Origin of the sequence: Microbacterium esteraromaticum, from assembly GCF_017303215.1 — a bacterium.
GTDB lineage: Bacteria > Actinomycetota > Actinomycetes > Actinomycetales > Microbacteriaceae > Microbacterium > Microbacterium esteraromaticum_C.
The window spans coordinates 2,275,233-2,298,028 of record NZ_JAEMWU010000001.1 but is presented as its reverse complement, the minus strand read 5'-3'; the positions used below and the strand labels follow the sequence as shown (position 1 = coordinate 2,298,028).

The following is a 22,796-nucleotide window of genomic DNA, read 5'->3' as shown; positions in this document are numbered from 1 at the left end:
ATGATGCTCCTGCCCCCTTCCGCCACTACCCGCGCCGTGTTGTCGCCGTGCGGCGCGTCGCGGGGCGCTGGCGGCGGCGCGTGGCGCCCGGCCAGTAGCGGCGCAGCAGACGACTCCAGTCGTTGTGGTGCAGGTGCGGGTAGAGCAGCGCCGCCCCGATGCAGTACTTGCTCACGGAGTGCGGGCGGATGCCGTGCTGCAGCAGCAGCCGGTCGAGGTCTCCGGCGCCGTCGGGGGACTTCGTCTCGACCAGAACGTCCTGCGGGCCGGTGACCTTCTGCTCATCGTTCTCGCAGTCGAGATCGGTGTCGAGGGTGACCCGCTGCTCACCGAGGCTCAGTGTTGTGCGGTGGTAGTACGTCTGCAGCACGGGCTTCAGATCACTGCCGTCCGAGCCAATCAATGACGACACGTACTCGCGATCCGAATCATCCAGTGCATCCGAGCGATCGACATCGTGCGGGCGGCGCTCCTTCAGCGTGCGACCGCGCAGTCCCTTCGACTTCACCTCGAGCATGCACGTGCCCGACTCGGTGTATGTGCGGGTGCGCACCTTGTAACGGTGGCGGCGCCGCTGCACGTGCTGGCGGAAGAACGTGAACTCGGGGGAGTCGAAGTACACGGTGCGGTACAGGAAGGTGCGCGCGCCGCCGATCTCCAACACTCGCAGCCCCTGCATCTCGCGCAGCAACGTTCCCAGCAGCTCGCGTGGCACGAAGTACTTGCGGTCGACCCGATCCAGCAGCGCGGCCGCGCCGGAGAGCTCCTCCAGCGAGACCGGCTCGAGGTCGGCGATCACCTCGTCGAGGGCGTTCATGCGGGCATCCGATCAGCGGCGGTCTCGGCGACCAGTCGCTGGTCGGCCGTCGGGCGACCGGTGGGGCGAGCGGGGTCGCGGCGGTAGCGCACGTCGACGACGGTGGTCTCGCGCACCAGGTCGAGCTCCAGCAGCTCCACGCGGACGGTCGAGGCTCCCAGCAGAGCTGCGACGGCGGCCCTCAGCTCGGTCTCATCGGTGTAGGCGCGGTCGAGGGTCAGCGTCTGACGGCGGTGGTTGCGTGCCAGCAGGGGGCTGTCGACGACGGCCATCACGATCAGCATCAGTGCCGACAGCAGGGGCATGAGCCACGCGGGTTCGGGCCGCAGACCGGCCAGAAGGCCGAGCGCCAGGGCGGTGAAGTAGTACGCGATCTCCTGCTGGGTGATCTGGTCCGAGCGCAGGCGGATGATCGACAGGATGCCGAACAAGCCCAGCCCGAGGCCGATGCCCGCCTCGACCGAGCTCAGCGCGATGGTCACGGCCATCACACCGGTGTTCAGGGCGACGTACGACAGCATCAGGTCGCGCCGGCGGTGGCGCCGGAAGTACAGCGCGTAGGCGAGCACGGTGATGGCTGCGACGTTGGTGGCGATGGCGATCGTGGTGATCATGGTGAACTCCTCGTGAACGTTGATGAATTCACGATGACGACTCGGGATGAGTTCAGAATGAGGCGTGTATGAGGACTCTCTCATTCACTCAGGCGCGCCATCACCTGCTGCAGTCCGTCGACCACGACGCGTACACTACGCCGCCGGAGCGTCTCGGGGCGTGCCAGTACATCGATGAGGCGATGGTTGCCGACGCCCCGCAACGGCAGTCGCACGATGTCGCGGTCGTCGACGCTGCGTGAGGTGAAACGCGGCAGCATGCCGATCGCGTCACCCGCGGCGACCACGGCGGCAACGGCGCCGTAGTCATTGATGCGGTGCTGCACCTGCGGGGATCGATTTGCGACGGCCGCGATCGCGCCGAGCACATCGTCGGGGGAGTATCCGACCCGGCTGGTGACCCAGCGTTCTCCGGCGATGTCGGCGGCGGTGACCGCCGCACGCCCCGCCAGCGGGTGGGTGACGGCGACGGCGATGTCGAGCGGCTCGCGCACGAGGGTGAGACTGCGGATGCCCTGTGTCGGCCAGGGCGGTGAATGCTCCATGCGGTGCGCGAGCACGAGGTCGTACCGGGCGGTGAGCGCGGGGAACTCGTTCTGCGCGACGTCCTCGTCGGTCAGCTGCACCGCCGGTGTGGCCTCGGCGGATGACAGTTCGCGCAACAGGGCGCCGAACAGTGCCTGCCCGACGCTGTGGAAGCCGCTGATGGTGACGGTTCCCGTGCTGTCCTGCTCGTACTCGTCGAGTGCGCTGCGTGCGGCGGCCATGGCATCGATGGCCTCAGCGCCGGCGGCGGCGAGCACCTCACCGGCTGCGGTGAGCGCCAGGGTGCGTCCCTGCTTGCGTGTCAGCGGCGTGCGGAAGCCCCGTTGCAGAGCGGTCAGCTGCTGTGACACGGCCGAGGGGGTCACGCGCAGTGCTTCGGCAACGGCGGTGACGCTGCCCAGGGTGCCGAGCTCACGAAGGATCTGCAGCTGATGGAGTTCCATGCCCAAAGTTTAGTTCTCGCTTAATCCACAGTGCAGTGTTTGGTGATTGCTCTACAACGTCGGGTGGAGTGAGATCGAAGTATGAAGGCACTTTTCAAGAGCGGTCCGCATGAAGGACTGGAGATGGTCGATCGGCCGGATCCGGTGGCGGGTACCGGCGAGGTCGTGATCCGCGTGCTGCGCACCGGCATCTGCGGCACCGACCTGCACATCCGACGGTGGGACGATTGGGCGGCATCCGCCATCGAGGCACCGCTGATTCCCGGACACGAGTTCTACGGCGAGGTCGTCGAGGTCGGTCCGCTCGTGCACGACATCGCCGTCGGCGACCGCGTCTCGGGCGAGGGACACATCGTCTGCGGCACCTGCCGCAACTGCCGTGCCGGACGTCGCCAGATGTGCATCCGCACCATCGGTCTGGGCCTGCAGCGCGACGGCGCATTCGCCGAGTACCTCTCGCTGCCGGCGACGAACGTCTGGGTGCACCACGACGACGTCACCCCCGAGCTCGGCGCGATCTTCGATCCGCTCGGCAACGCCGTGCACACCGCCCTGACCTATCGTGTCGTCGGTGAGGACGTGCTGGTCACCGGCTGCGGGCCGATCGGACTGATGTCGATCGCCGTGGCGCGCCACGCCGGTGCCCGCTACATCGTCGCGACCGATGTCAGCACACCGCGCCTGGAGATGGCCAAGGCCATGGGGGCCGACGAGGTCATCGACGTCTCTCAGCAGGACATCCGCGAAGCCCAGCGCTCGCTGGGCATGCGCGAGGGCTTCGACATCGGCTTTGAGATGAGTGGTGCACCCACCGCGCTGCCCGCGATGATCGACAACATGAAGCACGGCGGCCAGATCGCCATGCTGGGGCTCCCCAGCAGCGGATTCGACATCGACTGGGGCAAGCTCGTCACCCATATGCTCACGATCAAGGGCATCTACGGTCGCGAGATGTTCGAGACCTGGAACGCGATGGGCGCCATGCTGCACACCAGCGCGACGCTGCGCGATTCGATCAGCCGCGTGATCGCGGACTGCATTCCCGCGCGCGACTGGGAGCGGGGCTTCGCCGCCGCCGAGGCCGCCGGCACGGGCAAGATCATCCTCGACTGGACTGAGCTGTAGGAGCCGACATGTACACCACCTTCAAGAACCACCTCGCCGATGAGCTCGCGGGTATCGAAGCAGCCGGGCTGACCAAGCGCGAGCGCGGCATCGCCGGTCCGCAGCAGGCAGAGATCACGACCGGCGGCGCGCAGGTGCTCAACTTCTGCGCGAACAACTACCTCGGTCTCGCCGACGACCCGCGCATCCTCGCGGCCGCGAAGGGCTCGCTCGACACCTGGGGCTACGGCCTCGCCAGCGTGCGCTTCATCTGCGGTACCCAGGACCAGCACCTCGAGCTCGAACGTCGCCTGGCCGGCTTCCTCGGTACCGACGACGCGATCCTGTACTCGTCGTGCTTCGACGCCAACGGCGGTGTGTTCGAGACGCTGTTCACGGCCGAGGACGCCATCATCTCGGACGAACTGAACCACGCGTCGATCATCGACGGCATCCGCCTGTCTAAGGCACGCCGTCTGCGCTACCGCAACCGCGACATGGCCGATCTCGAAGAGCAGCTGAAGGCGGCTTCGGATGCCCGCTTCCGCGTCATCGTCACCGATGGCGTGTTCTCGATGGACGGCTACATCGCCCCCCTGCAGGAGATCTGCGACCTCGCCGAGCGGTACGACGCGCTCGTCTTCGTCGACGACTCGCACGCCGTCGGGTTCGTCGGTGAGCACGGCCGTGGCACGCCCGAGCTGTGCGGCGTCGAAGGGCGGGTCGACATCTACACCGGTACCTTCGGCAAGGCGCTCGGCGGGGCCTCGGGTGGATACGTCGCCGCGCACCGCGAGATCGTCGCCCTGCTGCGCCAGCGCTCGCGCCCGTACCTGTTCTCGAACACGCTGGCGCCGTCGATCGTCGCCGGAACATTGACGGCGCTCGACCTCGTCGAGGGGTCGGCCGACCTTCGTGCCCGTCTGCGCGAGAACGCCGCGCTGTTCCGCGCCCGCATGACCGAAGAGGGCTTCGAGCTGCTGCCGGGAGAGCACCCGATCGTCCCGGTGATGTTCGGTGACGCCGCGCTGACGGCTCGCATCGCCGACGAGATGCAGAAGCAGGGCGTGTATGTCACGGCGTTCAGCTTCCCGGTCGTTCCGCGGGGGCTGGCGCGCATCCGCGTGCAGCTCTCGGCGGCGCACACGCCCGAGCAGGTCGAGCGCTGTGTGGCCGCGTTCGTCGCGGCACGCGCCGCCGTGAGCTGACGCTGTCGCTGCCATGAGATGAGGCGCCCGCCGACACCCCGTTCTATCGCCGAGACCCCGTGCTGCAGACGTCTGCAGCACGGGGTCTCGGCGTGAAGTGGGGGTGTCGGTTCAGTCTTCGAACGGGCGTGCGATGACCTCGCCCGTCGAGCTGAGCAGAACCTCCCACCCGGCGTCGAGCTCGGCGATCGGCCGGCCCTCCAGCCAGGTGAGGGTCCAGTGCCCGGTCAGGCCCCGCGCCTCGACCTCGGTGATCGCGGGGTGCAGCTCGGCCGGCACGGACGTCGGCGGCTTCGCCCCGGTCGCCCAGCGCGTGCCGAGTTGCATCACGCCTCCACCGGGGCGAGCTCGATGGCCGTGACCGTCAGCTCGTCGGCATCCGCGAAGCTCAGCTCGGCGATGCGCCCGACCGCACGCAGATCATCGGCCGCGGCGCGCAGCGCCTCGACCTTCGCCGCCGGGGCGGCGATCGTGGCGCTGGCCACCGGAGTCTTCTGCGAGGCCTTGGCCTCGGTCTTCGCGCGGCGGATGCCGATCAGCGCCTCGCTGGCGGCGTCGAGCACCGCGGTGTCACCGTCGATGCCCAGCGGGGACGGCCATTCGGCGGTGTGGATCGAACCCTCTTCGAACCACGACCACGCCTCCTCGGTCGCGAACGACACGATCGGCGCGAGCAGGCGCAGCAGCGTCGACAGCGCCAGGCGCAGCGCCAGGGCGGCGGATGCCTGACCGACGTCCGTCTGGTCGTAGGCGCGCTCTTTCACCAGCTCCAGGTAGTCGTCGCAGAAGGTCCAGAAGAACGCCTCGGTGACCTCCAGCGCCTTGGCCTGGTCGTAGTTCTCGTAGGCCTTGGTCGCGTCGCGCATGACGGCGTCCAGTGCGGTGAGCATCGACGCATCGAGTGCGTGCGTGACCTCAGCGCCCTCGGGGACCGGGAACGACAGCACGAACTTCGCCGCGTTGAGGATCTTGATCGCCAGGCGGCGACCGATCTTCACCTGCGTGGGATTCTGCGGGTCGAACGCCGCGTCCATTCCGAGACGGCTCGACGCCGACCAGTAGCGCACCGCGTCGGAGCCGTGCTTGTCGAGGATGTCGGCCGGGGTGACGACGTTGCCCTTCGACTTGGACATCTTCTTGCGGTCGGGGTCGACGATGAAGCCCGAGATCGCCGCGTTGCGCCACGGCGACCGGTGGTCTTCAAGCGTCGAGCGCAGCATCGTCGAGAACAGCCAGGTGCGGATGATGTCCTGGCCCTGTGGACGCAGGTCGAACGGCGCCACGAGGTTCCAGAGGTCCTCATCGCGCTGCCAGCCACCGGCCAGCTGCGGCGTGAGCGAGGACGTCGCCCAGGTGTCGAAGATGTCCTTCTCAGCATCGAAACCGCCCGCGACGCCACGCTGCTGCTCGGTGTACCCGTCGGGCACATCGGTGGTCGGATCGATCGGCAGCTGAGCAGTCGTCGGAACGAGCACGCGGTCGTAGTCGCGCTCGCCGTTCTCGTCGAGCGCGTACCAGACCGGAATCGGAACGCCGAAGAATCGCTGACGCGAGACGAGCCAGTCGCCCGTCAGGCCGCCGACCCAGTTCTCGTAGCGCACCCGCATGAAGTCGGGGTGCCAGGCCAGCTCGCGCCCGTGCTCGACCAGCTGGTCGCGCAGTTCGGCGTCTCGTGCGCCGTTGCGGATGTACCACTGACGTGTCGAGACGATCTCGAGCGGGCGATCGCCCTTCTCGAAGAACTTCACGGCGTGGTTGAACGGCTTGCCGACCGCCGTCATGTCGCCGGTCTCCTGCAGCTTCTCAACCAGCGCCTTACGAGCGCTGAACACCGTCTTGCCCGCCATGCTCTCGGCATACCAGGTGCGGGCGTCGGCATCCGCCACGGTTTCGGGGGCTTCGGGAAGGAAGCGTCCGTCCAGCCCGATGGTCGTCATGTTCGGCAGCTCGGCGCCGGCCGTCGTGCGCAGCTCGCGCCACCACACGATGTCGGTCACGTCGCCGAACGTGCAGACCATCGCGGCCCCGGTGCCCTTGTCGGCCAGGGCGAGGTGGTGCCCGTGGATCTCGATCTCGGCGCCGAAGAACGGCGTGCGCACCTTTGTGCCGATGAGGTGCTTGTGCGGCCCCTCGGGGTGGGTGACGATCGCGATGCACGCCGGCAGCAGTTCAGGGCGCGTCGTGTCGACCGCGATCGAACCCGAGCCGTCGGCGAAGGGGAACTCGATGGTGTGATAGGCGGCCTGCTGGTCGCGGTCCTCAAGCTCAGCCTGGGCGATCGCCGAACGGAAGTCGATGTCCCACAGTGTCGGCGCGAGCGACTGGTACGCCTCGCCCCGCTCCAGGTTGCGCAGGAACGCGAGCTGGCTCTGGCGGATCGTGTCGTCCGAGATGGTGCGGTACGACTGGGTCCAATCGACGCTCAGGCCGAGCTGGCGGAACAGCGCCTCGAAGTGCTTCTCGTCCTCGACGGTCAGCTTCTCGCACAGCTCGATGAAGTTGCGGCGGCTGATCGGCATCTGGTCGGCCGCGCGCGAGGACTTGCCGCCGCCCTCGAGCGGGGGAGTGAAGTCGGGGTCGTACGCGAGGGAGGGATCGCAGCGCACACCGTAATAGTTCTGCACGCGGCGCTCGGTGGGCAGGCCGTTGTCATCCCATCCCATCGGGTAGAAGACGTTCTTGCCGCGCATGCGCTCGAAGCGCGCCTTGATGTCGGTGTGGGTGTACGAGAACACGTGGCCGATGTGCAGGCTGCCCGACGCCGTCGGCGGGGGAGTGTCGATCGAGTAGACGCCGTCTCGGCCGGATCCGGTCGCACGTGCACGATCGAACAGGTAGGTGCCCTGCTCGGACCAGGCCTCGCCCCACTTCGCTTCGAGACCTTCGAGTGCGGGCTTGTCGGGAATGCTGGACATGGAGGTCTCCTTTGAGCGATGTGTGCGGCACTGTGTGAGCGTGCCTGAGTGTGGGTTATCGGGTCAGTCTACCGGGCGCGCTCGATGGGGCGACGCCGGCCACCCGCGGTGATATATCGACGGTGTCCAAGAATCGACGGTAGACTTGGGCTAACCCGTCTCTTCTTCCTGAGGATCACTATGCCCGCATCCACCGTGCGCCGACTTCTTCCGCTCGCGGCGCTCGCCGCAGCATCCGCCCTTCTGCTCTCCGCCTGCGCCGGCCCAGCCTCCGACGGTCAGAACGACGCACAGGGCGCCGCCGACCCGAACGGCGAACTCGTCTGGGCCATCGAAGGGGCGAACCTCGCGGCCGGCCACATGGACCCCCAGATCAGTCAGCTCGACGTGTCGGGCATGGTGCAGCGCCAGGTGCTCGACTCCCTCGTCTTCCAAGAGGCCGACGGATCGTTTTCGCCGTGGCTCGCCACCGATTGGACGGTGTCCGAGGACGGCACCACCTACACCTTCCGCCTGCGTGACGACGTCACCTTCCACGACGGGGAGCCCTTCGATGCCGCCGCCGTCAAGGCGAACTTCGATCGCATCATCGATCCCGACACGGTCTCGGCGCAGGCGGCGAGCATGCTCGGTGGCGACTACTACGCGGGCACCGAGGTGCTGGGGGAGTACGAGGTCGCCGTCAGCTTCACGCAGCCCTACGCACCGTTCCTGCAGGCGGCGAGCACCGCGCAGCTCGGCTTCTGGTCGCCGAAGGTGCTCGAAGAGGCCGGCGATCAGCTCAAGGCCGGTGGGCCCGGCATCAACGTCGGTACCGGTCCGTTCGTGTTGACGGAGTACACCCCCGACCAGGAGCTCGTCTACTCGCGCAACGACGACTACGCGTGGGGGCCGCACGGCGACGACGCCGCCGCGTTCGAGACTCTGCGCGTGCAGATCCTCCCGGAGGCATCGGTGCGCGCAGGCGTGGTGGGCAGCGGCGAGGCCGACCTCGCCAGCAACATTCCGCCGAACCAGGTCGCAACACTCCCCGACGACGTCGAGGTAGAGGCGATCGAGTACCCCGGTCTGCCGTACTCGCTGTTCCTCAACGAGAAGCACGGCGTCTTCGCCGATGAGAAGGTGCGCCAGGCGTTCGCCAGGGCGATCGACATCGACACGGCCGTCGAGGAGATCTTCTACGGTCAGTTCCCGCGCGCATGGAGCGTGCTGTCTGCCTCGACGCCCGGCTACGACGCCGCCGTCGAGGGCACCTGGGCATTCGATCAGGACGTCGCGAACACGCTGCTCGATGAGGCCGGCTGGACCGAACGAGGCGACGACGGCATTCGGATGAAGGACGGCGAGCGGCTGACCGCCGACTGGATCGCGTGGACGCCCGTTCCCGATGACCGCACCGCTCTGGCCAACGTCGTCCAGTCCGACCTCGCCGAGGTCGGGTTCGAGATCACCCGCGACGTGCTCGAGCCGGCCGCGTACAACGAGCGCTACGGTCCCAAGACGTTCGACATCACCGACTGGGGCTTCTCGGGCGTCGACGCCGACCTGCTGCGCAACCACCTGCACAGCGAAGGGTTCCAGAACGCCTCGCAGGTGAGCAACGCCGAGATCGATGCGCTGCTCGAAGAGGGGCTGGCTGCCCAGCAGCAGGCGGACCGCGACGCGGCCTACCAGCAGGTGCAGGAGTGGAACGCGGCATACACTGCCATCGTGCCGCTCTATACTCCTTCGCTCATCACCGCTGTGGGAGCCACCGTCGACGGGCTGACGTACGACCTCTACGGTCGTCCGCTGTTCTACGAAGCCACCGTCACCACGCCGTGATCCGCCGGGTCGTCGAGCTCGTCGCATCCGCGGTCTTCGTACTGTGGGGTGCGGCGACGCTCGCGTTCCTGGCCTTCCGGGTGATTCCCGGTGACCCCGTCGATGTCATGCTCGGACCGCTCGCGCAGGTGTCCGAGGCGACGAAGGACGGCATCCGCGACGAACTCGGCCTCACTCGCCCACCGCTGCAGCAGTACCTCGACTACCTCGGCGGACTGCTGCTGGGCGACCTCGGGGAGTCGTATCAATTGCGGATGCCGGTAGCCGAGGTGATCGGACGGAATCTCGCCCCGACCGTGCAGCTGACACTGCTGGCGCTCGTGATCGGCGTGGTACTCGCGCTGACGGTCGCGCTCCTGGCCCGCCGCGGCGCGCCGCGCGCCGTCGCCAGCGCCGTCGAGCTCGTGGTGCTGTCATCGCCGGTGTTCTGGATCGGACTGATTCTGCTGTCGGTCTTCGCGTTCGGTCTCGGATGGTCCCCGGTCGCGGGCACGCGCAATCCGGCGACGATCGTGCTTCCTGCCATCACGCTTGCGCTGCCGGTGGCGGCACTGATCGGGCAGGTGCTGCGCGACGGGATCGAGCAGGCTGAGCGGCAGCCCTTCGCCGAGACGGTGCGCGCGCGAGGCGCTGGGCCGGTGCGGCTGACCCTCGTACACACTCTGCGGCACGGGGCATCCGGTGCCTTGACGCTGACCGCCTATCTCGTCGGGTCGCTGCTGGGCGGCGCGGTGCTCGTCGAGACGGTGTTCGCGCGCCCCGGCCTGGGCCGGGTCACCCTCACCGCGATTCTTGATCGTGACCTGCCGGTCGTCACCGGCATCATCATGCTCAGCGCGCTGGTCTTCGTCGTCATCAACACGATCGTCGAACTCGTGCATCCACTGATCGACCCCCGATTGCGCGTCGCGCGACGCCGGAACGACGCGACGCCGACCGACGCGACGCCGGCCGGAGCGGGGGAGCCGCGATGACGGTCGCAGAGGTGACCACGCGGCACCGGATGCGCCCGACCGACGCGGTGCTGTGGGCGGCTCTCGCCTTTCTCGCGCTGATCGCCGTCGCGGCGCTGTTCCCGGCACTCTTCGCCACGCACGACCCGCTGGAGACCGAAGTGCGCGAAGCGCTGCTGCCACCGAGCGCTGCCCACCTGTTCGGCACTGATCAGAGCGGACGCGACGTCTTCTCCCGCGTCGTGTACGCGGCGGGCCCGTCTGTCGGGATCGGTGTGCTCGCCACGGGCCTGGCACTCGTGGGCGGGCTGGTGCTCGGCTCGCTGGCCGGGGTGGCACCGCGGGGTGTCGACGCCGTCGCGATGCGGATCAACGACATCGTGCTGGCCTTTCCCGAGTTCCTCATCGCACTGATCATCGTGGCGCTGCTCGGGCCGGGGCACATCAATGTCGCGATCGCCGTGACCATCGCCGCCGTACCGGTGTACATCCGCCTGGCCCGGACGAGCACGCGCACGTTGCGCATCGCCGAACACGTCGAGGCGGCGCGCATCCTCGGGGTCGGGCCCGTGCGCGCCTTCCTGCGCCATGTCGCTCCCGGCGTGCTCGGAACGCTGAGCGTTCTCGCCACGATCGGCATCGGATCCAGCATCCTCGCGGCCGCAGGCCTGAGCTTTCTCGGTTTGGGGCCGGTCGAACCGACTCCGGAGTGGGGCCTGATGCTCTCGGGTGGGCGGAACGTGCTCGGTACCGCATGGTGGGTCTCGGTGTTCCCCGGGCTCGCGATCTCACTCACGGTGATCGCCGCGACCATCGTGGGGCGGCGACTGCGCGCCCGAATGGACGGGGTCGTCTCATGAGCGCCCTTGATGTGCGCGGTCTGCGTATATCCTTCGACGGCACCGTCATCGTCGATGACGTCTCCGTCACCGTCGAGCCCGGTGAGTGCGTGGCGATCGTCGGCGAGTCCGGGGCCGGCAAGTCCCTCACCGCCCGGGCCCTGCTCGGGGCGGCCCCGGCGGGAGCATCCGTCGCGCTCGATGCGCTCACGATCGGAGACACGGATGCCACCGGTCTCGCCGAGTCGGCGTGGCGCCGACTACGCGGGCGCCGGATCGCTCTGGTCTCGCAGGACGCGCTCGCTGCGTTGGATCCGCTGCGGCGCGTCGGTGCCGAGGTCGCCGAGCCGCTGGAGATCCACGGGATCGCGCGCGGGGAGCGCCCGGCGCGTGTGCGCGAGCTGCTTGAGCGGGTGGCCATGCCGGATGCCGAGCGCCGCGCCCGCGCCTACCCCCATGAACTGTCTGGCGGGCTGCGGCAACGTGCGCTGATCGCCTCGGCGCTCGCCGCAGAACCCGACGTGCTGGTCGCCGACGAGGCGACGACGGCGCTCGACGCCACGGTCCAGGCGCGCGTGCTCGCGCTGCTCCGCGAGATCGCCGACTCGGGAACCGGTGTGCTGTTCATCAGTCACGACTTCGCCGCGGTGAGCCGGGTCGCCGATCGTGTCGTCGTGATGCGCCACGGGCGGATCGTCGAACAGGGCACGGTGGCCGACATCTTCGCCGCCCCGCAGGATGACTACACGCGTCGTCTGATCGCCGCGACGCGGCACGAGGTGCGTGAAGCCGGCGCGGCAGGGCCGACGCTGCTGGACGCCGTCGGGGTGTCGAAGACGTTCGACCGGCCCGTCCTGCGCGACGCGACGTTCCGGGTGCAGGCCGGTCGTACGCTCGGCATCGTCGGGGAATCGGGATCGGGGAAGACGACGCTGGCGAGGATGCTGGTCGGCGTCGAGCGCCCCGACGCCGGTGCGCTGCGGTGGACCTCGCCCCAGCGCGTGCAGCTCGTGCACCAGAACCCCCTCGGTGCGTTCGACCCGCGATGGCGCACGGAGCGCTCGCTGCACGAGGCGCTTCAGGCGGCCGGAGTGCCGCGCGCGCAGCGTTCGTCGCGGGCGGCGGAGCTGATGCGGGAGGTCGGTCTCGACCCGGAGCTCGGTCGCCGCCGCCCGTCGCAGCTGTCCGGAGGACAGCTGCAGCGGATGGCGATCGCACGCGCGCTCGCCGCAGACCCCGAGGTGCTCGTGCTGGATGAACCGGTGTCGGCGCTCGACCCGACGGTGCGTGAACGCGTACTCGCTCTGCTGCGGCGTCTGCAGCGGGAGCGTGAACTGACCATGGTGTTCGTGTCGCACGACCTCGATGTGATCGCCGCGGTCAGCGACGACGTCCTTGTCATGCGAGACGGCGAGATCGTCGAACAGGGCCCGGTCGCACGCGTGTTCGCCGATCCTCAGCATCCGTTCACGATCGAGCTGCTGGCAGCGGGCCGCCCCGTCTGAGACGGGCCTGCCGTGGTCAGTCGAGAACGCGGATGCCGGCCGCCGCGGCCAGCGCGGGCGCGAGCAGCTGCACCTGGTGCCCGTCGAGGGTCGCGCCGCGCAGGGACGTCACGTCGATGTACGAGAGTGCGTCGAGGCCGCGCAGATCGACATCGGTGGCGCGCATGTCACGGGGGTCGACCTCATCGGATCGGGTGTTCTCGAACGCGACGCGCGACAGTACGGCCTGCGGCACGTCGAGTGTTGTGATGCTGCAGCCTGTGACCTGCAGATGGTCGACCCGGGCGGCCCCGAGATTGAGGTAGTCGATCCGCACGTCGCGCAGCTCGATCTCAGACAAGCGAGCGTCGGTGAGGTCGAGAGTGCCGATCCGGCCGCCGACGATGCGGATACGGCGGCCGTTCAACGCCCTGGCCTGGAGTGCTGCGACGCGGATGTCTGCGAGCTCGACGTCGAACATCGTGCTCCAGCGCATGTCGACGTCTGTTGCCTGCCCCTCGATGATGCACTGCTCGACGGTGGCGTGGGTGAGGTCCGTGGCGTCCTGTAGAGCGATGCGCGCGGCAACGATTTCCGCACGTGGGGCAGGTGCGGCATCGGCCAGCTGACGCGGCAGATCGGGGGCGGATACGACGGGGGGCTTCGGGGCGGGAGTGCGGGATGCCATGGGCCGACCCTATGCCGGACCTGCGACATGGTGTGCACCTCCGGAACGACGTAGAATGGGCGCACCAGCGCAGATCCGGCCATCACCGGGGAGCTCTCGGAAGAACGCTTCGACCAGCAACGCGACCGAAGTCAGTAGAACCGAGCGGGGCAGGCCCGTCATCGCCGCAGTGAGAGTGGTTCGCGCGTCCGCGTGCGAGCACGTGAGGTGGTACCGCGGTTCGCGCGACAGCGCGGGTCGTCCTCGCAGCAGCATCCGACACGATCCCTGCGAGATGACATGACCTACCCGCGCACCTCCACCGCCTCTGGAGCGCAGAGCTCCTTCGGCCCGGCCGCCGTCACTCCGAGCCCGCGCTTCCCCGAGATCGAGCGCGACGTGCTCGACTTCTGGAAGTCCGATGACACCTTCCGCGCCTCGATTGAGCAGCGCGAGGGCGCCGACGAGTGGGTCTTCTACGACGGCCCGCCGTTCGCGAACGGACTGCCCCACTACGGCCACCTGCTGACGGGCTACGCCAAAGACCTGTTCCCGCGCTTCCAGACCATGCTCGGCAAGAAGGTCGACCGCGTCTTCGGGTGGGACACCCATGGCCTGCCCGCCGAGCTCGAGGCGATGAAGCAGCTCGGCATCACCGAGAAGAGCGAGATCGAGGCGATGGGCATCGATGTCTTCAACGCCAAGGCCCGTGATTCTGTGCTCGCCTACACGCACGAGTGGCAGGACTACGTCACCCGTCAGGCGCGCTGGGTTGATTTCGAGCGTGGGTACAAGACGCTCGACCTCGGCTACATGGAGAGCGTGCTGTGGGCGTTCAAGACGCTCTACGACAAGAACCTCGCCTATGAGGGCTACCGCGTGCTGCCGTACTGCTGGCGTGATGAGACGCCGCTGAGCGCCCACGAACTGCGCATGGACGACGACGTATACCAGATGCGCCAGGATCCATCGGTGACCGCGACATTCCCGCTCACCGGCGCCAAGGCCGAATCGCTCGGGCTCACCGGAGTGCGCGCGCTCGCCTGGACGACAACGCCGTGGACCCTGCCGACCAACCTCGCGCTCGCCGTCGGCCCCGACATCGAATACGTCGTCGTGCCGGCCGGCCCTCAGGGTGCTGCCGACATCGTGCCGGGCGACGACGTCGCCGAGAGCGCGGCGCACCGCTACCTGATCGCGCGTGAGCTGCTCGGCGGCTACGCCAAGGATCTCGGGTACGAGTCGGCCGACGAGGCGCACGCCGCGATCGAGGCAGCGCATCTCGGAGCGGCGTTGCAGGACGTCACCTACGACCGCCTGTTCGATTACTACGCGGATGCCGACACCTGGGGTACCGAGAGCGCGTGGCGCCTGCTGGTGGACGACTACGTCACCGTGTCGGACGGTACCGGAATCGTGCACCAGGCTCCGGCGTACGGTGAGGATGACCAGCGCGTGGCGAACGCCGCCGGCATCCCCACGATCATCTCGCTCGACGACGGCGGGCGCTTCCTGTCCAGCGTCACCGACGTCGCCGGTGAGCTGTGGATGGACGCCAACACCCCACTGGTTCGCCTGATCCGTGCCGCCGGGCGCCTGCTGCGTCTGCAGAGCTACGAGCACTCGTACCCGCACTGCTGGCGCTGCCGCAACCCCCTCATCTACAAGGCGGTCTCGAGCTGGTTCATCCGCGTGACCGACATCAAGGACGACCTGCTGGCGAACAACGAGCAGATCACCTGGGTGCCCGAGAATGTCAAGCACGGTCAGTTCGGCAAGTGGCTCGAGGGCGCGCGCGACTGGTCGATCAGTCGCAACCGGTACTGGGGCTCGCCCATCCCGGTATGGAAGAGCGATGACCCCGAGTACCCGCGCGTCGACGTCTACGGGTCTCTGGAAGAGCTGGAGCGCGACTTCGGTGCGCTTCCGACCGGTCCGAACGGCGAGGTCGACCTGCACCGGCCGTACATCGACGACCTGACGCGGCCGAACCCCGACGACCCCACCGGCAAGAGCACGATGCGCCGCATCGAGGACGTCTTCGACGTGTGGTTCGACTCGGGCTCGATGCCGTTCGCGCAGGTGCACTACCCGTTCGAGAACCAGGACTGGTTCGACGCACACGCGCCGGCCGACTTCATCGTCGAGTACATCGGACAGACTCGCGGCTGGTTCTACGTCATGCACGTGCTCTCGACCGCGCTGTTCGAGCGTCCCGCCTTCACCGGTGTGAGCTGCCACGGCATCGTGCTCGGCAACGACGGGTACAAGATGTCGAAGTCGCTGCGCAACTACCCGGACGTCAGCGAGGTGCTCGACCGGGACGGGTCGGACGCCATGCGCTGGTTCCTGATGTCGAGCTCGGTGCTGCGCGGAGGCAACCTGGCCGTCACCGAAGAGGGCATCCGAGCGGGCGTGCGCGAGTTCCTGCTGCCGCTGTGGAGCTCGTGGTACTTCTTCGCGACCTACGCCAACGCGTCGGGCGGCTACGAGGCCTCGTGGCGCACCGATTCGACCGACGTGCTCGACCGGTACATCCTGGCGCGTCTCGGTGATCTGGTGAGCGAGGTGCGGGCCGATCTGGAAGGGCTCGATTCGACCACGGCCGCGGCGCGGCTGCGCGAGTTCGTCGAGGTGCTCACCAACTGGTACATCCGTCGTTCGCGCGATCGGTTCTGGGAGGGGGTGAACGACGACCCGGCCAGCCGCGAGGCCTTCGACACGCTGTACACCGTGCTCGAGACCCTCACCCGTGTGGCGGCCCCGATGGTCCCGCTGATCAGCGAGCGCATCTGGCAGGGTCTGACGGGTGGGCGCAGCGTGCACCTGACCGACTGGCCCGACGCCGACGCGTTCCCCGCCGCGGATGATGTGCGTGATGCGATGGATGCCGTCCGCGAGCTGTCGAGCGTGGGCAACGCCCTGCGCAAGCGCGAGAAGCTGCGTGTGCGCCTGCCCCTCGCGCGGTTGACCGTCGTCTCGCCGCTGGCCGCTGATCTGGCGCAGTTCGAGGGCATCCTGCGCGAAGAGCTCAACGTCAAGGCCGTCGAGCTGGTCGCACAGCAAGAGGGCACTGCCGGCGAGTACGGCATCAGCCACCGCCTCAGCGTGAACGCCCGCGTCGCCGGCCCGCGCCTGGGCAAGGAGGTGCAGCGGATCATCCGCGCCGCGAAGGACGGCTTCTGGACCGAGCAGGACGGCGTGGTCACCGTCGACGGCATCGCGCTGGAGCCCGCCGAGTACGAGCTGGCGCTGGAGACCTCTGGACGCCCCGAGGGCGAGGCCCTGGCGATCGTTCCCGGCGGGGGGTTCATGCTGCTCGACACCGTGACGACGCCCGAACTGGAGGCCGAGGGTCTTGCACGTGACGCGATCCGGGTCGTGCAGGAGGCGCGCAAGAACGCCGGCCTCGACGTCAGCGATCGCATCGCGCTCGCTCTGAACGTCGCCCCGGCCGACGCTGCAGCGCTCCAGGCGCACGCCGCGCTGATCGCCGCTGAGACGCTTGCGGTCGGCTTCGCGGTGCAGGCGACCGAGAACATCGACCAGCTCGTCGACGACGTCGAGAGCCCCGGCGAAGGCGTCTTCCGCAGCGGAGCACGCGCGCTCGGCTCGGCGAAGTCGCCGATCGTCGTCACGATCGACCGCACCGTCTCCGAGGAGGACGCATGAGCGACACGCAACGAGCGGATGCTGTTTACGAGGCGCTGCTGAGCCGGGCGGGGGAGCGCTGGGTGCAGCCGCGCAAGGAGCGTGTTGAGCGCATCTTGACGCTGCTCGATGACCCGCAGCGCACGTACCGGGTGGTGCACATCACCGGCACGAACGGCAAGACGTCCACGGCGCGCATGATCGAGAGCCTGCTGCGTTCGCACGGCCTGCGCACCGGCCTGTTCACCAGCCCGCATCTGAAGCGGTTCACGGAACGCATCATGATCGACGGCGAGCCGATCGCCGACGCCGCGATCGCCGATGCGTGGGACGAGATCGAGCCTTTCATCGGGATCGTCGACGCCGAACTGCAGGCGGGCGGCGAAGAGCCGCTGACGTTCTTCGAACTGCTCACGGTGCTGGCATTCGTGGCGGCATCGGATGCCCCTGTCGATGTGCTGGTGCTGGAAGTCGGCATGGGCGGGTCGTGGGACTCGACGAACACCGCGGATGGTGATGTCGCCGTGTTCACGCCGATCGACCTCGATCACGCCGATCGTCTCGGCGCGACCATCGCCGAGATCGCCGAGGTGAAGGCGGGCATCATCAAGGATGGCGCCGCGGTCGTCTCGGCCGCGCAGCCCTCCGAGGCCGCCGAGGTGCTGCGACGGGTCGCCGCCGAACGTCAGGCGAGCATCGCCTTCGAGGGCCAGGAGTTCGGTCTCGCGGCGCAGAAGCTCGCCGTCGGCGGGCAGCTGCTGACGATCAAGGGCATCGCCGGTGAGTACGTCGATGAGTACCTGCCGCAGTACGGCGCACACCAGGGGCACAACGCCGCGCTGGCTGTCGCTGCGGTGGAGTCGCTGATCGGCGGCGCGGAGCGCGCCATTCCCGGGGAGATCCTCACCGACGGTCTGCAGGCGGCTACTTCGCCCGGGCGCCTGCAGCTGGTGGGCATCGCGCCGACCGTGGTCGTGGATGCTGCGCACAACCCGCACGGTGCGGCCGCGCTCGCGCAGTCGCTGGACGACAGCTTCGACTTCGACGAGTGGGGCCTGGTGCTCGGTGTTCTCGACGACAAGGATGCCGGAGGCATCATCGACCGGCTGCTGCCGGCCGTCGCCGAGGTGTTCGCGACTGCACCCGAGTCGGCGCGCGCTGAGGAGGGCGACGCCATCGCCGACCTGGTCGAGGCACGGGGGCGTCGCGCCACCGTGCATGCGACTCTGGCGGATGCCGCGGATGCCGCGCGCGAGTGGGCGGCGTCGTCGGAGCGCCGCGCGGTCGTGATCGCCGGATCCATCGTGCTGGCCGGTGAGGCGTTGCTGCTGTCCGAGGAAGAGGACTGGAAGTCGGGGTGGCGGGCGTGAGCGCACGTCAGGCGCGGCCGCCGCGCACCCTTGTGCAGAAGCTCGGCGCGATCGTGCTCGGCTCCGAGGCCATCGTCGTCATCCTGGCCGGGCTGACCGTGTTCGGTCTGCGCGCGGTTCCCGGTGACATCCCGCAGTGGTGGGGCATCGCCGGCGGCTTCATCGTGGCCGTGGCGCTGATCGTGGTCGCCGGCGCCATCACGCGCCCGTGGGCGATCCCGGCCGGCTGGGCGCTGCAGGTCGTCATCGCCCTCGCGGGCCTGCTGGTACCGGCGATCGTCGTGGTCGCTCTGATTTTCGGCGGCATGTGGGGGTATGCGACGATCGGTGGGGCCCGCATCGACCGACAGCGTCCGTCGGGCCCGCCGGCAGAACCTCACACAGAGAGCGAATGACATGGCCACTGAAGAAACCCTCGTCCTCGTCAAGCCCGACGGCGTCGCCCGCGGCCTGACGGGAGAGATCCTCGCGCGTATCGAGGCGAAGGGCTACGCGCTCGTCGACCTGCGACTCGTCGAGCCCGACCGTGACCGGCTTGCCGCTCACTACGCCGAGCACGAGGGCAAGCCGTTCTACGAGCCGCTCATGGAGTTCATGATGTCGGGTCCGTCGGTGGCGATCCGTCTCGCCGGCAACCGTGTCATCGAGGGCTTCCGTTCGCTCGCCGGCACCACCGACCCGACCACGGCCGCTCCCGGCACGATCCGCGGCGACCTCGGCCGCGACTGGGGCCTGGCCGTGCAGCAGAACCTCGTGCACGGTTCCGACAGCCCCGAGTCAGCGGCTCGCGAGCTCAACATCTGGTTCTGACGCAGAACACGAAGAAGGGGACGTCCCGCAGGACGTCCCCTTCTTCGTGCCCGGGGGCGGCTCAGTCGCCCCGGATCAGAACAGCATCCCCACGACCTCGCCGAGCAGGTCGAGGCCGGCCAGCTGCGCCATCGCGATGACGATCGCATAGGCGACGATGGTCATCAGCGGAACCCAGGCCATCAACCGCTCGGCGAGAGCTCGCGTCTGCGCGTTGCGGGTGAGCGTGCCGTTGCGCAGCAGATGCACCACGGTCGCGAGGAAGGTCGGGATGGTGACCGCCCAGGTCGCCATGCACCAGGGGCAGAGCACCGAGAGGTTGTAGATGCTCTGGTAGATCAGCCAGCCGACGAACACGACGGCGCCGGTGACACCGGCACCGAACAGTGCCCAGAACCAGCGGGGGAAGCGGATGCCGGCGATGACGGCGACGCCCATGACCAGCACGGCCATCCACCCGGTGAGGCCGATGATCGGGTTCGAGAATCCGAACACCTCTCCCTGCCACGAGCTGAGGTTCTTATCGCACTGCAGCATGACACTGACATAGCAGCTGGTCTGCTCGCCGGGATTCTCGAGCAGGAAGAGCTTCTCGACGGTGAGCTGGAATGCGGCCCACCACCCCAGGACAGCCGCGACGATGAGCCAGATTCCGTATCCGAGATAGCGGGGACGCTGCGTGGTCATGCCGCGATTATCCCAGCATCTCCTATGTGCGCGCGGCGAGGCGCGACGCGCGCCGTGAACCGGGGTGCGACGTGCGAGCCCACGTAGTGCGATAATGACTGCAGAGGACGTCGCGATCACTCGCGATGGCATCGACAAGACTTCGGGGCCGAATGCCCCTCGTGATCCGGCAGGAGCCGATCACACGCCGGTTGATCAGCGGCGCAGTTCGCCGCACGAATTTTCGCGGAGCACGCAGTGCCCGCTCAGGGAGCAAGCCAGAGATGGCCGAAGAGAACGATGACAAGAACACCCCTACCCTCGACGCGACGCCGGCTCAGCCGGTAGTCGAGGGCGCCGCAGTCGAGGCATCGGCTCACGCCGAGGTCGTGACGGATCCGCTGAAGGTGGTTCCCGACGAAGAGGCCGCGCCGGTGGCATCCGCGCCCGCCGAGCCCGAGGAGCCCCAGCCGGTGACGGCGGTGAGCCTGGGTCTGATCCCCGAGGTGTTCGTCTCGCGGGTGTCCACCCAGCTGCACTTCCACGCCCCGCAGATCACGGCCCTGCCGGCCCGTCCTCGGCGCGACGACGTCGACGAGGACGAGCGCGGCCCGGGAGGATCTCGCCGCGGACGTCGTCGTCGCGGATCCGAGGGTGACGACGGTCACGAGGAGCCGCGTCAGCGCCAGCGCGCGGTCGAGTACATCACCGAGCCGAAGGCGATCAAGGGCTCCACGCGCCTGGAGGCCAAGAAGCAGCGCCGTCGTGACGGCCGCGACGCCGGTCGGCGGCGCGCTGTGGTGACCGAGGCGGAGTTCCTCGCGCGACGGGAGTCCGTCGACCGCATGATGGTCGTGCGCGCCAAGAACGGACGCACGCAGATCGGCGTGCTCGAGGACGACGTGCTCGTGGAGCACTATGTCGCACGCAACCAGGACGCGTCGCTGATCGGCAACGTCTACCTCGGGCGCGTACAGAACGTGCTGCCCAGCATGGAGGCGGCATTCGTCGACATCGGCCGCGGTCGAAACGCCGTCCTGTACTCGGGCGAGGTCGACTGGGACGGTGTTCAGACCGGCAACCAGCCGCGCCGCATCGAGCTCGCGCTCAAGCCCGGCGATCGGGTGCTCGTTCAGGTCACGAAGGACCCCGTCGGCCACAAGGGTGCTCGTCTGACCAGCCAGATCTCCCTGCCGGGACGCTACCTGGTGTACGTCCCCGGTGGATCGATGAACGGCATCTCGCGCAAGCTGCCCGACAACGAGCGCGCGCGCCTCAAGCGCATCCTCAAGGAGGTGCTGCCCGAGTCGTCTGGTGTCATCGTTCGCACCGCTGCCGAGGGGGCGACCGAGGAGCAGCTGACCCGCGACGTTCAGCGCCTCACCTCGCAGTGGGAGCACATCCAGAAGCAGGTCGCCTCACAGCAGGCGCCGGCGCTGCTGCACGCCGAGCCCGACCTGCTCGTCAAGATCGTCCGCGACGTCTTCAACGAGGACTTCACCCGCATGGTGATCCACGGCGATGACGCACAGCGCACCATCCGCGCCTACCTCGAGAGCGTCGCCCCCGACCTGCTCGAGCGCGTCGAGACCTACACCGACGACGTCGACCCGTTCGACGCGTACCGCATCACCGAGCAGATCGAGAAGGCGCTCGACCGCAAGGTCTGGCTGCCCTCGGGTGGCTCGCTGGTGATCGACCGCACCGAGGCGATGACCGTCGTCGACGTCAACACGGGCAAGTTCGTCGGCTCGGGGGGAAACCTCGAAGAGACCGTCACCAAGAACAACCTCGAAGCGGCTGAGGAGATCGTCCGACAGCTGCGTCTGCGCGACATCGGCGGCATCATCGTCGTCGACTTCATCGACATGGTGCTCGAGTCCAACCGCGACCTGGTGCTGCGCCGCCTGGTCGAGTGCCTGAGCCGTGACCGCACCAAGCACCAGGTCGCCGAGGTGACCTCGCTGGGGCTGGTGCAGATGACGCGCAAGAAACTGGGCCTCGGACTGCTGGAGACCTTCAGCGAGGCGTGCGAGGTGTGCGCCGGTCGCGGCGTGATCGTGCATCACGACCCGGTTGTCAAGCACCGTGGTGGGGGATCGAATGGCGGTCAGGGCCGTCGTTCGCGCGGCGGATCGCAGTCCTCCTCGCAGCAGCAGAACCAGAATCAGAACCAGAACCAGCAGCAGGCCTCGCAGCCCGCGGCGGCCAACGGTGGCACCCACAGCATCACCGAAGGCGCCAAGTCGGCTCTTGCGGCGATCGCCGCATCCACCATCGCACCGACGGCGGACGCACCGGCAACGGACGCTGCCGTGGCCGATGAGAAGCCAGCGGCCGAGCCGGCTGCCGAGCGGCCGAAGAAGCCGCGCAAGAAGCGCAACACCGAGCGCAAGGCCCCGCGCAGCGAGGCCGAGCAACTGCTCGACTCGGTGCTCGATGCGCTTCCGGAGCCCAAGGCCCCGGGGCAGGGGCGCAACCGTCGTCGTGTGACGACCGCGATGCTGACGCCTGGGTCGGCATCCGCCTCGGGCTCATCAGGGCAGTCGACGCCGGTCCCGGGCTCGGACGCGCAGTCCTGACCTGATCAGCCGCCGAGTGAGCTCCTTGCCGCTGACATGCTGTGCACCCGCTTCGCGCAAGCGGGGCACGGCGTCGGCGGGAACGTCGTAGTGGTCGCGATCGAAAGCGCGTTGCGGAATGCCCTGCGCGGCCGCGAACGCGTGCAGCTCGTCGAGGCTCTCGTCGCTGACGAGGTGCGCCCACAGCCGGCCGTGCGCCGGCCACATCGGGTCATCGACGAGTACGGCCATACGCCGAGCATAGGGCTGGAGCGAATGAGTGACGTCGACTTTGCGGCATCGGGCAGCATCCGGTAAAGTTGT

Annotated in this window: 19 protein-coding genes; 11 read left to right on the top strand and 8 right to left on the bottom strand. The window is 68.4% G+C overall.

What is annotated here, in order from left to right:
* Positions 1-25: 25 nt before the first annotated feature.
* The 3 genes from JF543_RS10595 to JF543_RS10585 form a co-directional block, all read right to left on the bottom strand.
* Positions 26-817 carry a polyphosphate polymerase domain-containing protein gene (locus JF543_RS10595; RefSeq protein WP_206824025.1) on the bottom strand — a complete coding sequence of 264 codons (792 nt, stop codon included), beginning with the start codon at positions 815-817 and terminating at the stop codon, positions 26-28.
* Positions 814-1,431 (bottom strand): DUF4956 domain-containing protein, encoded by a 618-nt coding sequence (locus tag JF543_RS10590; protein WP_206824023.1) that lies wholly within the window; start codon positions 1,429-1,431, stop codon positions 814-816. Before JF543_RS10590 ends, JF543_RS10595 begins: the two co-directional genes overlap by 4 nt.
* Before the next feature lie 80 nt (positions 1,432-1,511).
* The gene (locus JF543_RS10585) at positions 1,512-2,420 is read right to left on the bottom strand and encodes a LysR family transcriptional regulator (protein ID WP_179410584.1); all 909 of its coding nucleotides are present in this window, start codon (positions 2,418-2,420) and stop codon (positions 1,512-1,514) included.
* Between the two features lie 81 nt (positions 2,421-2,501).
* On the opposite strand from JF543_RS10585, the gene tdh reads away from it, so the two are divergent.
* Both tdh and JF543_RS10575 read left to right on the top strand, forming a co-directional pair.
* On the top strand, positions 2,502-3,545 hold the full coding sequence (gene tdh, locus JF543_RS10580) for an L-threonine 3-dehydrogenase (RefSeq protein WP_206824022.1): 1,044 nt from the start codon (positions 2,502-2,504) through the stop codon (positions 3,543-3,545).
* Between the two features lie 8 nt (positions 3,546-3,553).
* On the top strand, positions 3,554-4,732 hold the full coding sequence (locus JF543_RS10575) for a glycine C-acetyltransferase (RefSeq protein WP_206549618.1): 1,179 nt from the start codon (positions 3,554-3,556) through the stop codon (positions 4,730-4,732).
* A 111-nt stretch (positions 4,733-4,843) separates the two neighbouring features.
* On the opposite strand, the gene JF543_RS10570 is transcribed toward JF543_RS10575, so the two are convergent.
* The gene (locus JF543_RS10570) at positions 4,844-5,059 is read right to left on the bottom strand and encodes a hypothetical protein (protein ID WP_206824021.1); all 216 of its coding nucleotides are present in this window, start codon (positions 5,057-5,059) and stop codon (positions 4,844-4,846) included.
* On the bottom strand, positions 5,059-7,647 hold the full coding sequence (gene valS / locus JF543_RS10565) for a valine--tRNA ligase (protein ID WP_206824020.1): 2,589 nt from the start codon (positions 7,645-7,647) through the stop codon (positions 5,059-5,061). The genes JF543_RS10570 and valS overlap by 1 nt, the downstream gene beginning before the upstream one ends.
* A 180-nt stretch (positions 7,648-7,827) precedes the next feature.
* On the opposite strand from valS, the gene JF543_RS10560 reads away from it, so the two are divergent.
* Genes JF543_RS10560 through JF543_RS10545 form a run of 4 tightly spaced genes read left to right on the top strand, consistent with a single transcriptional unit; the run spans position 7,828 to position 12,768 of the window.
* Positions 7,828-9,471: an ABC transporter substrate-binding protein gene (locus JF543_RS10560; RefSeq protein ID WP_206824019.1), complete on the top strand. Its 1,644-nt coding sequence runs from the start codon at positions 7,828-7,830 to the stop codon at positions 9,469-9,471.
* Complete coding sequence (locus tag JF543_RS10555) at positions 9,468-10,445, top strand: ABC transporter permease subunit (protein WP_206824018.1); 978 nt, start codon at positions 9,468-9,470, stop codon at positions 10,443-10,445. The genes JF543_RS10560 and JF543_RS10555 overlap by 4 nt, the downstream gene beginning before the upstream one ends.
* Positions 10,442-11,284: an ABC transporter permease gene (locus JF543_RS10550; protein WP_242519438.1), complete on the top strand. Its 843-nt coding sequence runs from the start codon at positions 10,442-10,444 to the stop codon at positions 11,282-11,284. Before JF543_RS10555 ends, JF543_RS10550 begins: the two co-directional genes overlap by 4 nt.
* Positions 11,281-12,768 carry an ATP-binding cassette domain-containing protein gene (locus JF543_RS10545; RefSeq protein WP_206824016.1) on the top strand — a complete coding sequence of 496 codons (1,488 nt, stop codon included), beginning with the start codon at positions 11,281-11,283 and terminating at the stop codon, positions 12,766-12,768. Before JF543_RS10550 ends, JF543_RS10545 begins: the two co-directional genes overlap by 4 nt.
* A 16-nt stretch (positions 12,769-12,784) precedes the next feature.
* Here JF543_RS10545 and JF543_RS10540 read toward each other — a convergent pair whose 3' ends face one another.
* A complete protein-coding gene (locus tag JF543_RS10540) occupies positions 12,785-13,435 on the bottom strand; it encodes a pentapeptide repeat-containing protein (protein WP_179410592.1) in 651 nt (216 codons plus the stop codon).
* A 279-nt stretch (positions 13,436-13,714) separates the two neighbouring features.
* Between JF543_RS10540 and ileS the strand changes: the two genes are divergently transcribed.
* The 4 genes from ileS to ndk are packed head-to-tail and all read left to right on the top strand — an operon-like array spanning position 13,715 to position 19,245.
* Positions 13,715-17,086, top strand: a complete 3,372-nt coding sequence (ileS, locus tag JF543_RS10535) for an isoleucine--tRNA ligase (protein ID WP_206824014.1) — start codon at positions 13,715-13,717, stop codon at positions 17,084-17,086.
* Complete coding sequence (locus JF543_RS10530) at positions 17,083-18,435, top strand: bifunctional folylpolyglutamate synthase/dihydrofolate synthase (RefSeq protein WP_206824004.1); 1,353 nt, start codon at positions 17,083-17,085, stop codon at positions 18,433-18,435. Before ileS ends, JF543_RS10530 begins: the two co-directional genes overlap by 4 nt.
* Positions 18,432-18,830 carry a DUF4233 domain-containing protein gene (locus JF543_RS10525; protein WP_224817970.1) on the top strand — a complete coding sequence of 133 codons (399 nt, stop codon included), beginning with the start codon at positions 18,432-18,434 and terminating at the stop codon, positions 18,828-18,830. Before JF543_RS10530 ends, JF543_RS10525 begins: the two co-directional genes overlap by 4 nt.
* Position 18,831: 1 nt before the next feature.
* Positions 18,832-19,245, top strand: coding sequence for a nucleoside-diphosphate kinase (gene ndk / locus JF543_RS10520; RefSeq protein WP_206824001.1), 414 nt, complete (start codon positions 18,832-18,834; stop codon positions 19,243-19,245).
* 75 nt (positions 19,246-19,320) lie between these two features.
* Here the strand turns inward: ndk and JF543_RS10515 are convergent, their stop codons facing one another.
* On the bottom strand, positions 19,321-19,932 hold the full coding sequence (locus JF543_RS10515; protein WP_206549629.1) for a vitamin K epoxide reductase family protein: 612 nt from the start codon (positions 19,930-19,932) through the stop codon (positions 19,321-19,323).
* A 179-nt stretch (positions 19,933-20,111) separates the two neighbouring features.
* Here JF543_RS10515 and JF543_RS10510 point away from each other — a divergent pair, with 179 nt between their 5' ends.
* A complete protein-coding gene (locus JF543_RS10510) occupies positions 20,112-22,493 on the top strand; it encodes an Rne/Rng family ribonuclease (RefSeq protein ID WP_431522701.1) in 2,382 nt (793 codons plus the stop codon).
* Here the strand turns inward: JF543_RS10510 and JF543_RS10505 are convergent.
* Positions 22,449-22,724: a DUF4031 domain-containing protein gene (locus JF543_RS10505; RefSeq protein ID WP_206823999.1), complete on the bottom strand. Its 276-nt coding sequence runs from the start codon at positions 22,722-22,724 to the stop codon at positions 22,449-22,451. The two genes, JF543_RS10510 and JF543_RS10505, sit on opposite strands and share 45 nt — an antisense overlap.
* Between the last annotated feature and the right edge of the window lie 72 nt (positions 22,725-22,796).

What these genes read in the sequence shown, in the direction of transcription:
- JF543_RS10595 (WP_206824025.1), bottom strand. Translation starts at nt 817, where the DNA reads ATGAACGCCCTCGACGAGGTGATCGCCGACCTCGAGCCGGTCTCGCTG.
- JF543_RS10590 (WP_206824023.1), bottom strand. Translation starts at nt 1,431, where the DNA reads ATGATCACCACGATCGCCATCGCCACCAACGTCGCAGCCATCACCGTG.
- JF543_RS10585 (WP_179410584.1), bottom strand. Translation starts at nt 2,420, where the DNA reads ATGGAACTCCATCAGCTGCAGATCCTTCGTGAGCTCGGCACCCTGGGC.
- tdh (WP_206824022.1), top strand. Translation starts at nt 2,502, where the DNA reads ATGAAGGCACTTTTCAAGAGCGGTCCGCATGAAGGACTGGAGATGGTC.
- JF543_RS10575 (WP_206549618.1), top strand. Translation starts at nt 3,554, where the DNA reads ATGTACACCACCTTCAAGAACCACCTCGCCGATGAGCTCGCGGGTATC.
- JF543_RS10570 (WP_206824021.1), bottom strand. Translation starts at nt 5,059, where the DNA reads ATGCAACTCGGCACGCGCTGGGCGACCGGGGCGAAGCCGCCGACGTCC.
- valS (WP_206824020.1), bottom strand. Translation starts at nt 7,647, where the DNA reads ATGTCCAGCATTCCCGACAAGCCCGCACTCGAAGGTCTCGAAGCGAAG.
- JF543_RS10560 (WP_206824019.1), top strand. Translation starts at nt 7,828, where the DNA reads ATGCCCGCATCCACCGTGCGCCGACTTCTTCCGCTCGCGGCGCTCGCC.
- JF543_RS10550 (WP_242519438.1), top strand. Translation starts at nt 10,442, where the DNA reads ATGACGGTCGCAGAGGTGACCACGCGGCACCGGATGCGCCCGACCGAC.
- JF543_RS10545 (WP_206824016.1), top strand. Translation starts at nt 11,281, where the DNA reads ATGAGCGCCCTTGATGTGCGCGGTCTGCGTATATCCTTCGACGGCACC.
- JF543_RS10540 (WP_179410592.1), bottom strand. Translation starts at nt 13,435, where the DNA reads ATGGCATCCCGCACTCCCGCCCCGAAGCCCCCCGTCGTATCCGCCCCC.
- ileS (WP_206824014.1), top strand. Translation starts at nt 13,715, where the DNA reads ATGACCTACCCGCGCACCTCCACCGCCTCTGGAGCGCAGAGCTCCTTC.
- JF543_RS10530 (WP_206824004.1), top strand. Translation starts at nt 17,083, where the DNA reads ATGAGCGACACGCAACGAGCGGATGCTGTTTACGAGGCGCTGCTGAGC.
- ndk (WP_206824001.1), top strand. Translation starts at nt 18,832, where the DNA reads ATGGCCACTGAAGAAACCCTCGTCCTCGTCAAGCCCGACGGCGTCGCC.
- JF543_RS10515 (WP_206549629.1), bottom strand. Translation starts at nt 19,932, where the DNA reads ATGACCACGCAGCGTCCCCGCTATCTCGGATACGGAATCTGGCTCATC.
- JF543_RS10505 (WP_206823999.1), bottom strand. Translation starts at nt 22,724, where the DNA reads ATGGCCGTACTCGTCGATGACCCGATGTGGCCGGCGCACGGCCGGCTG.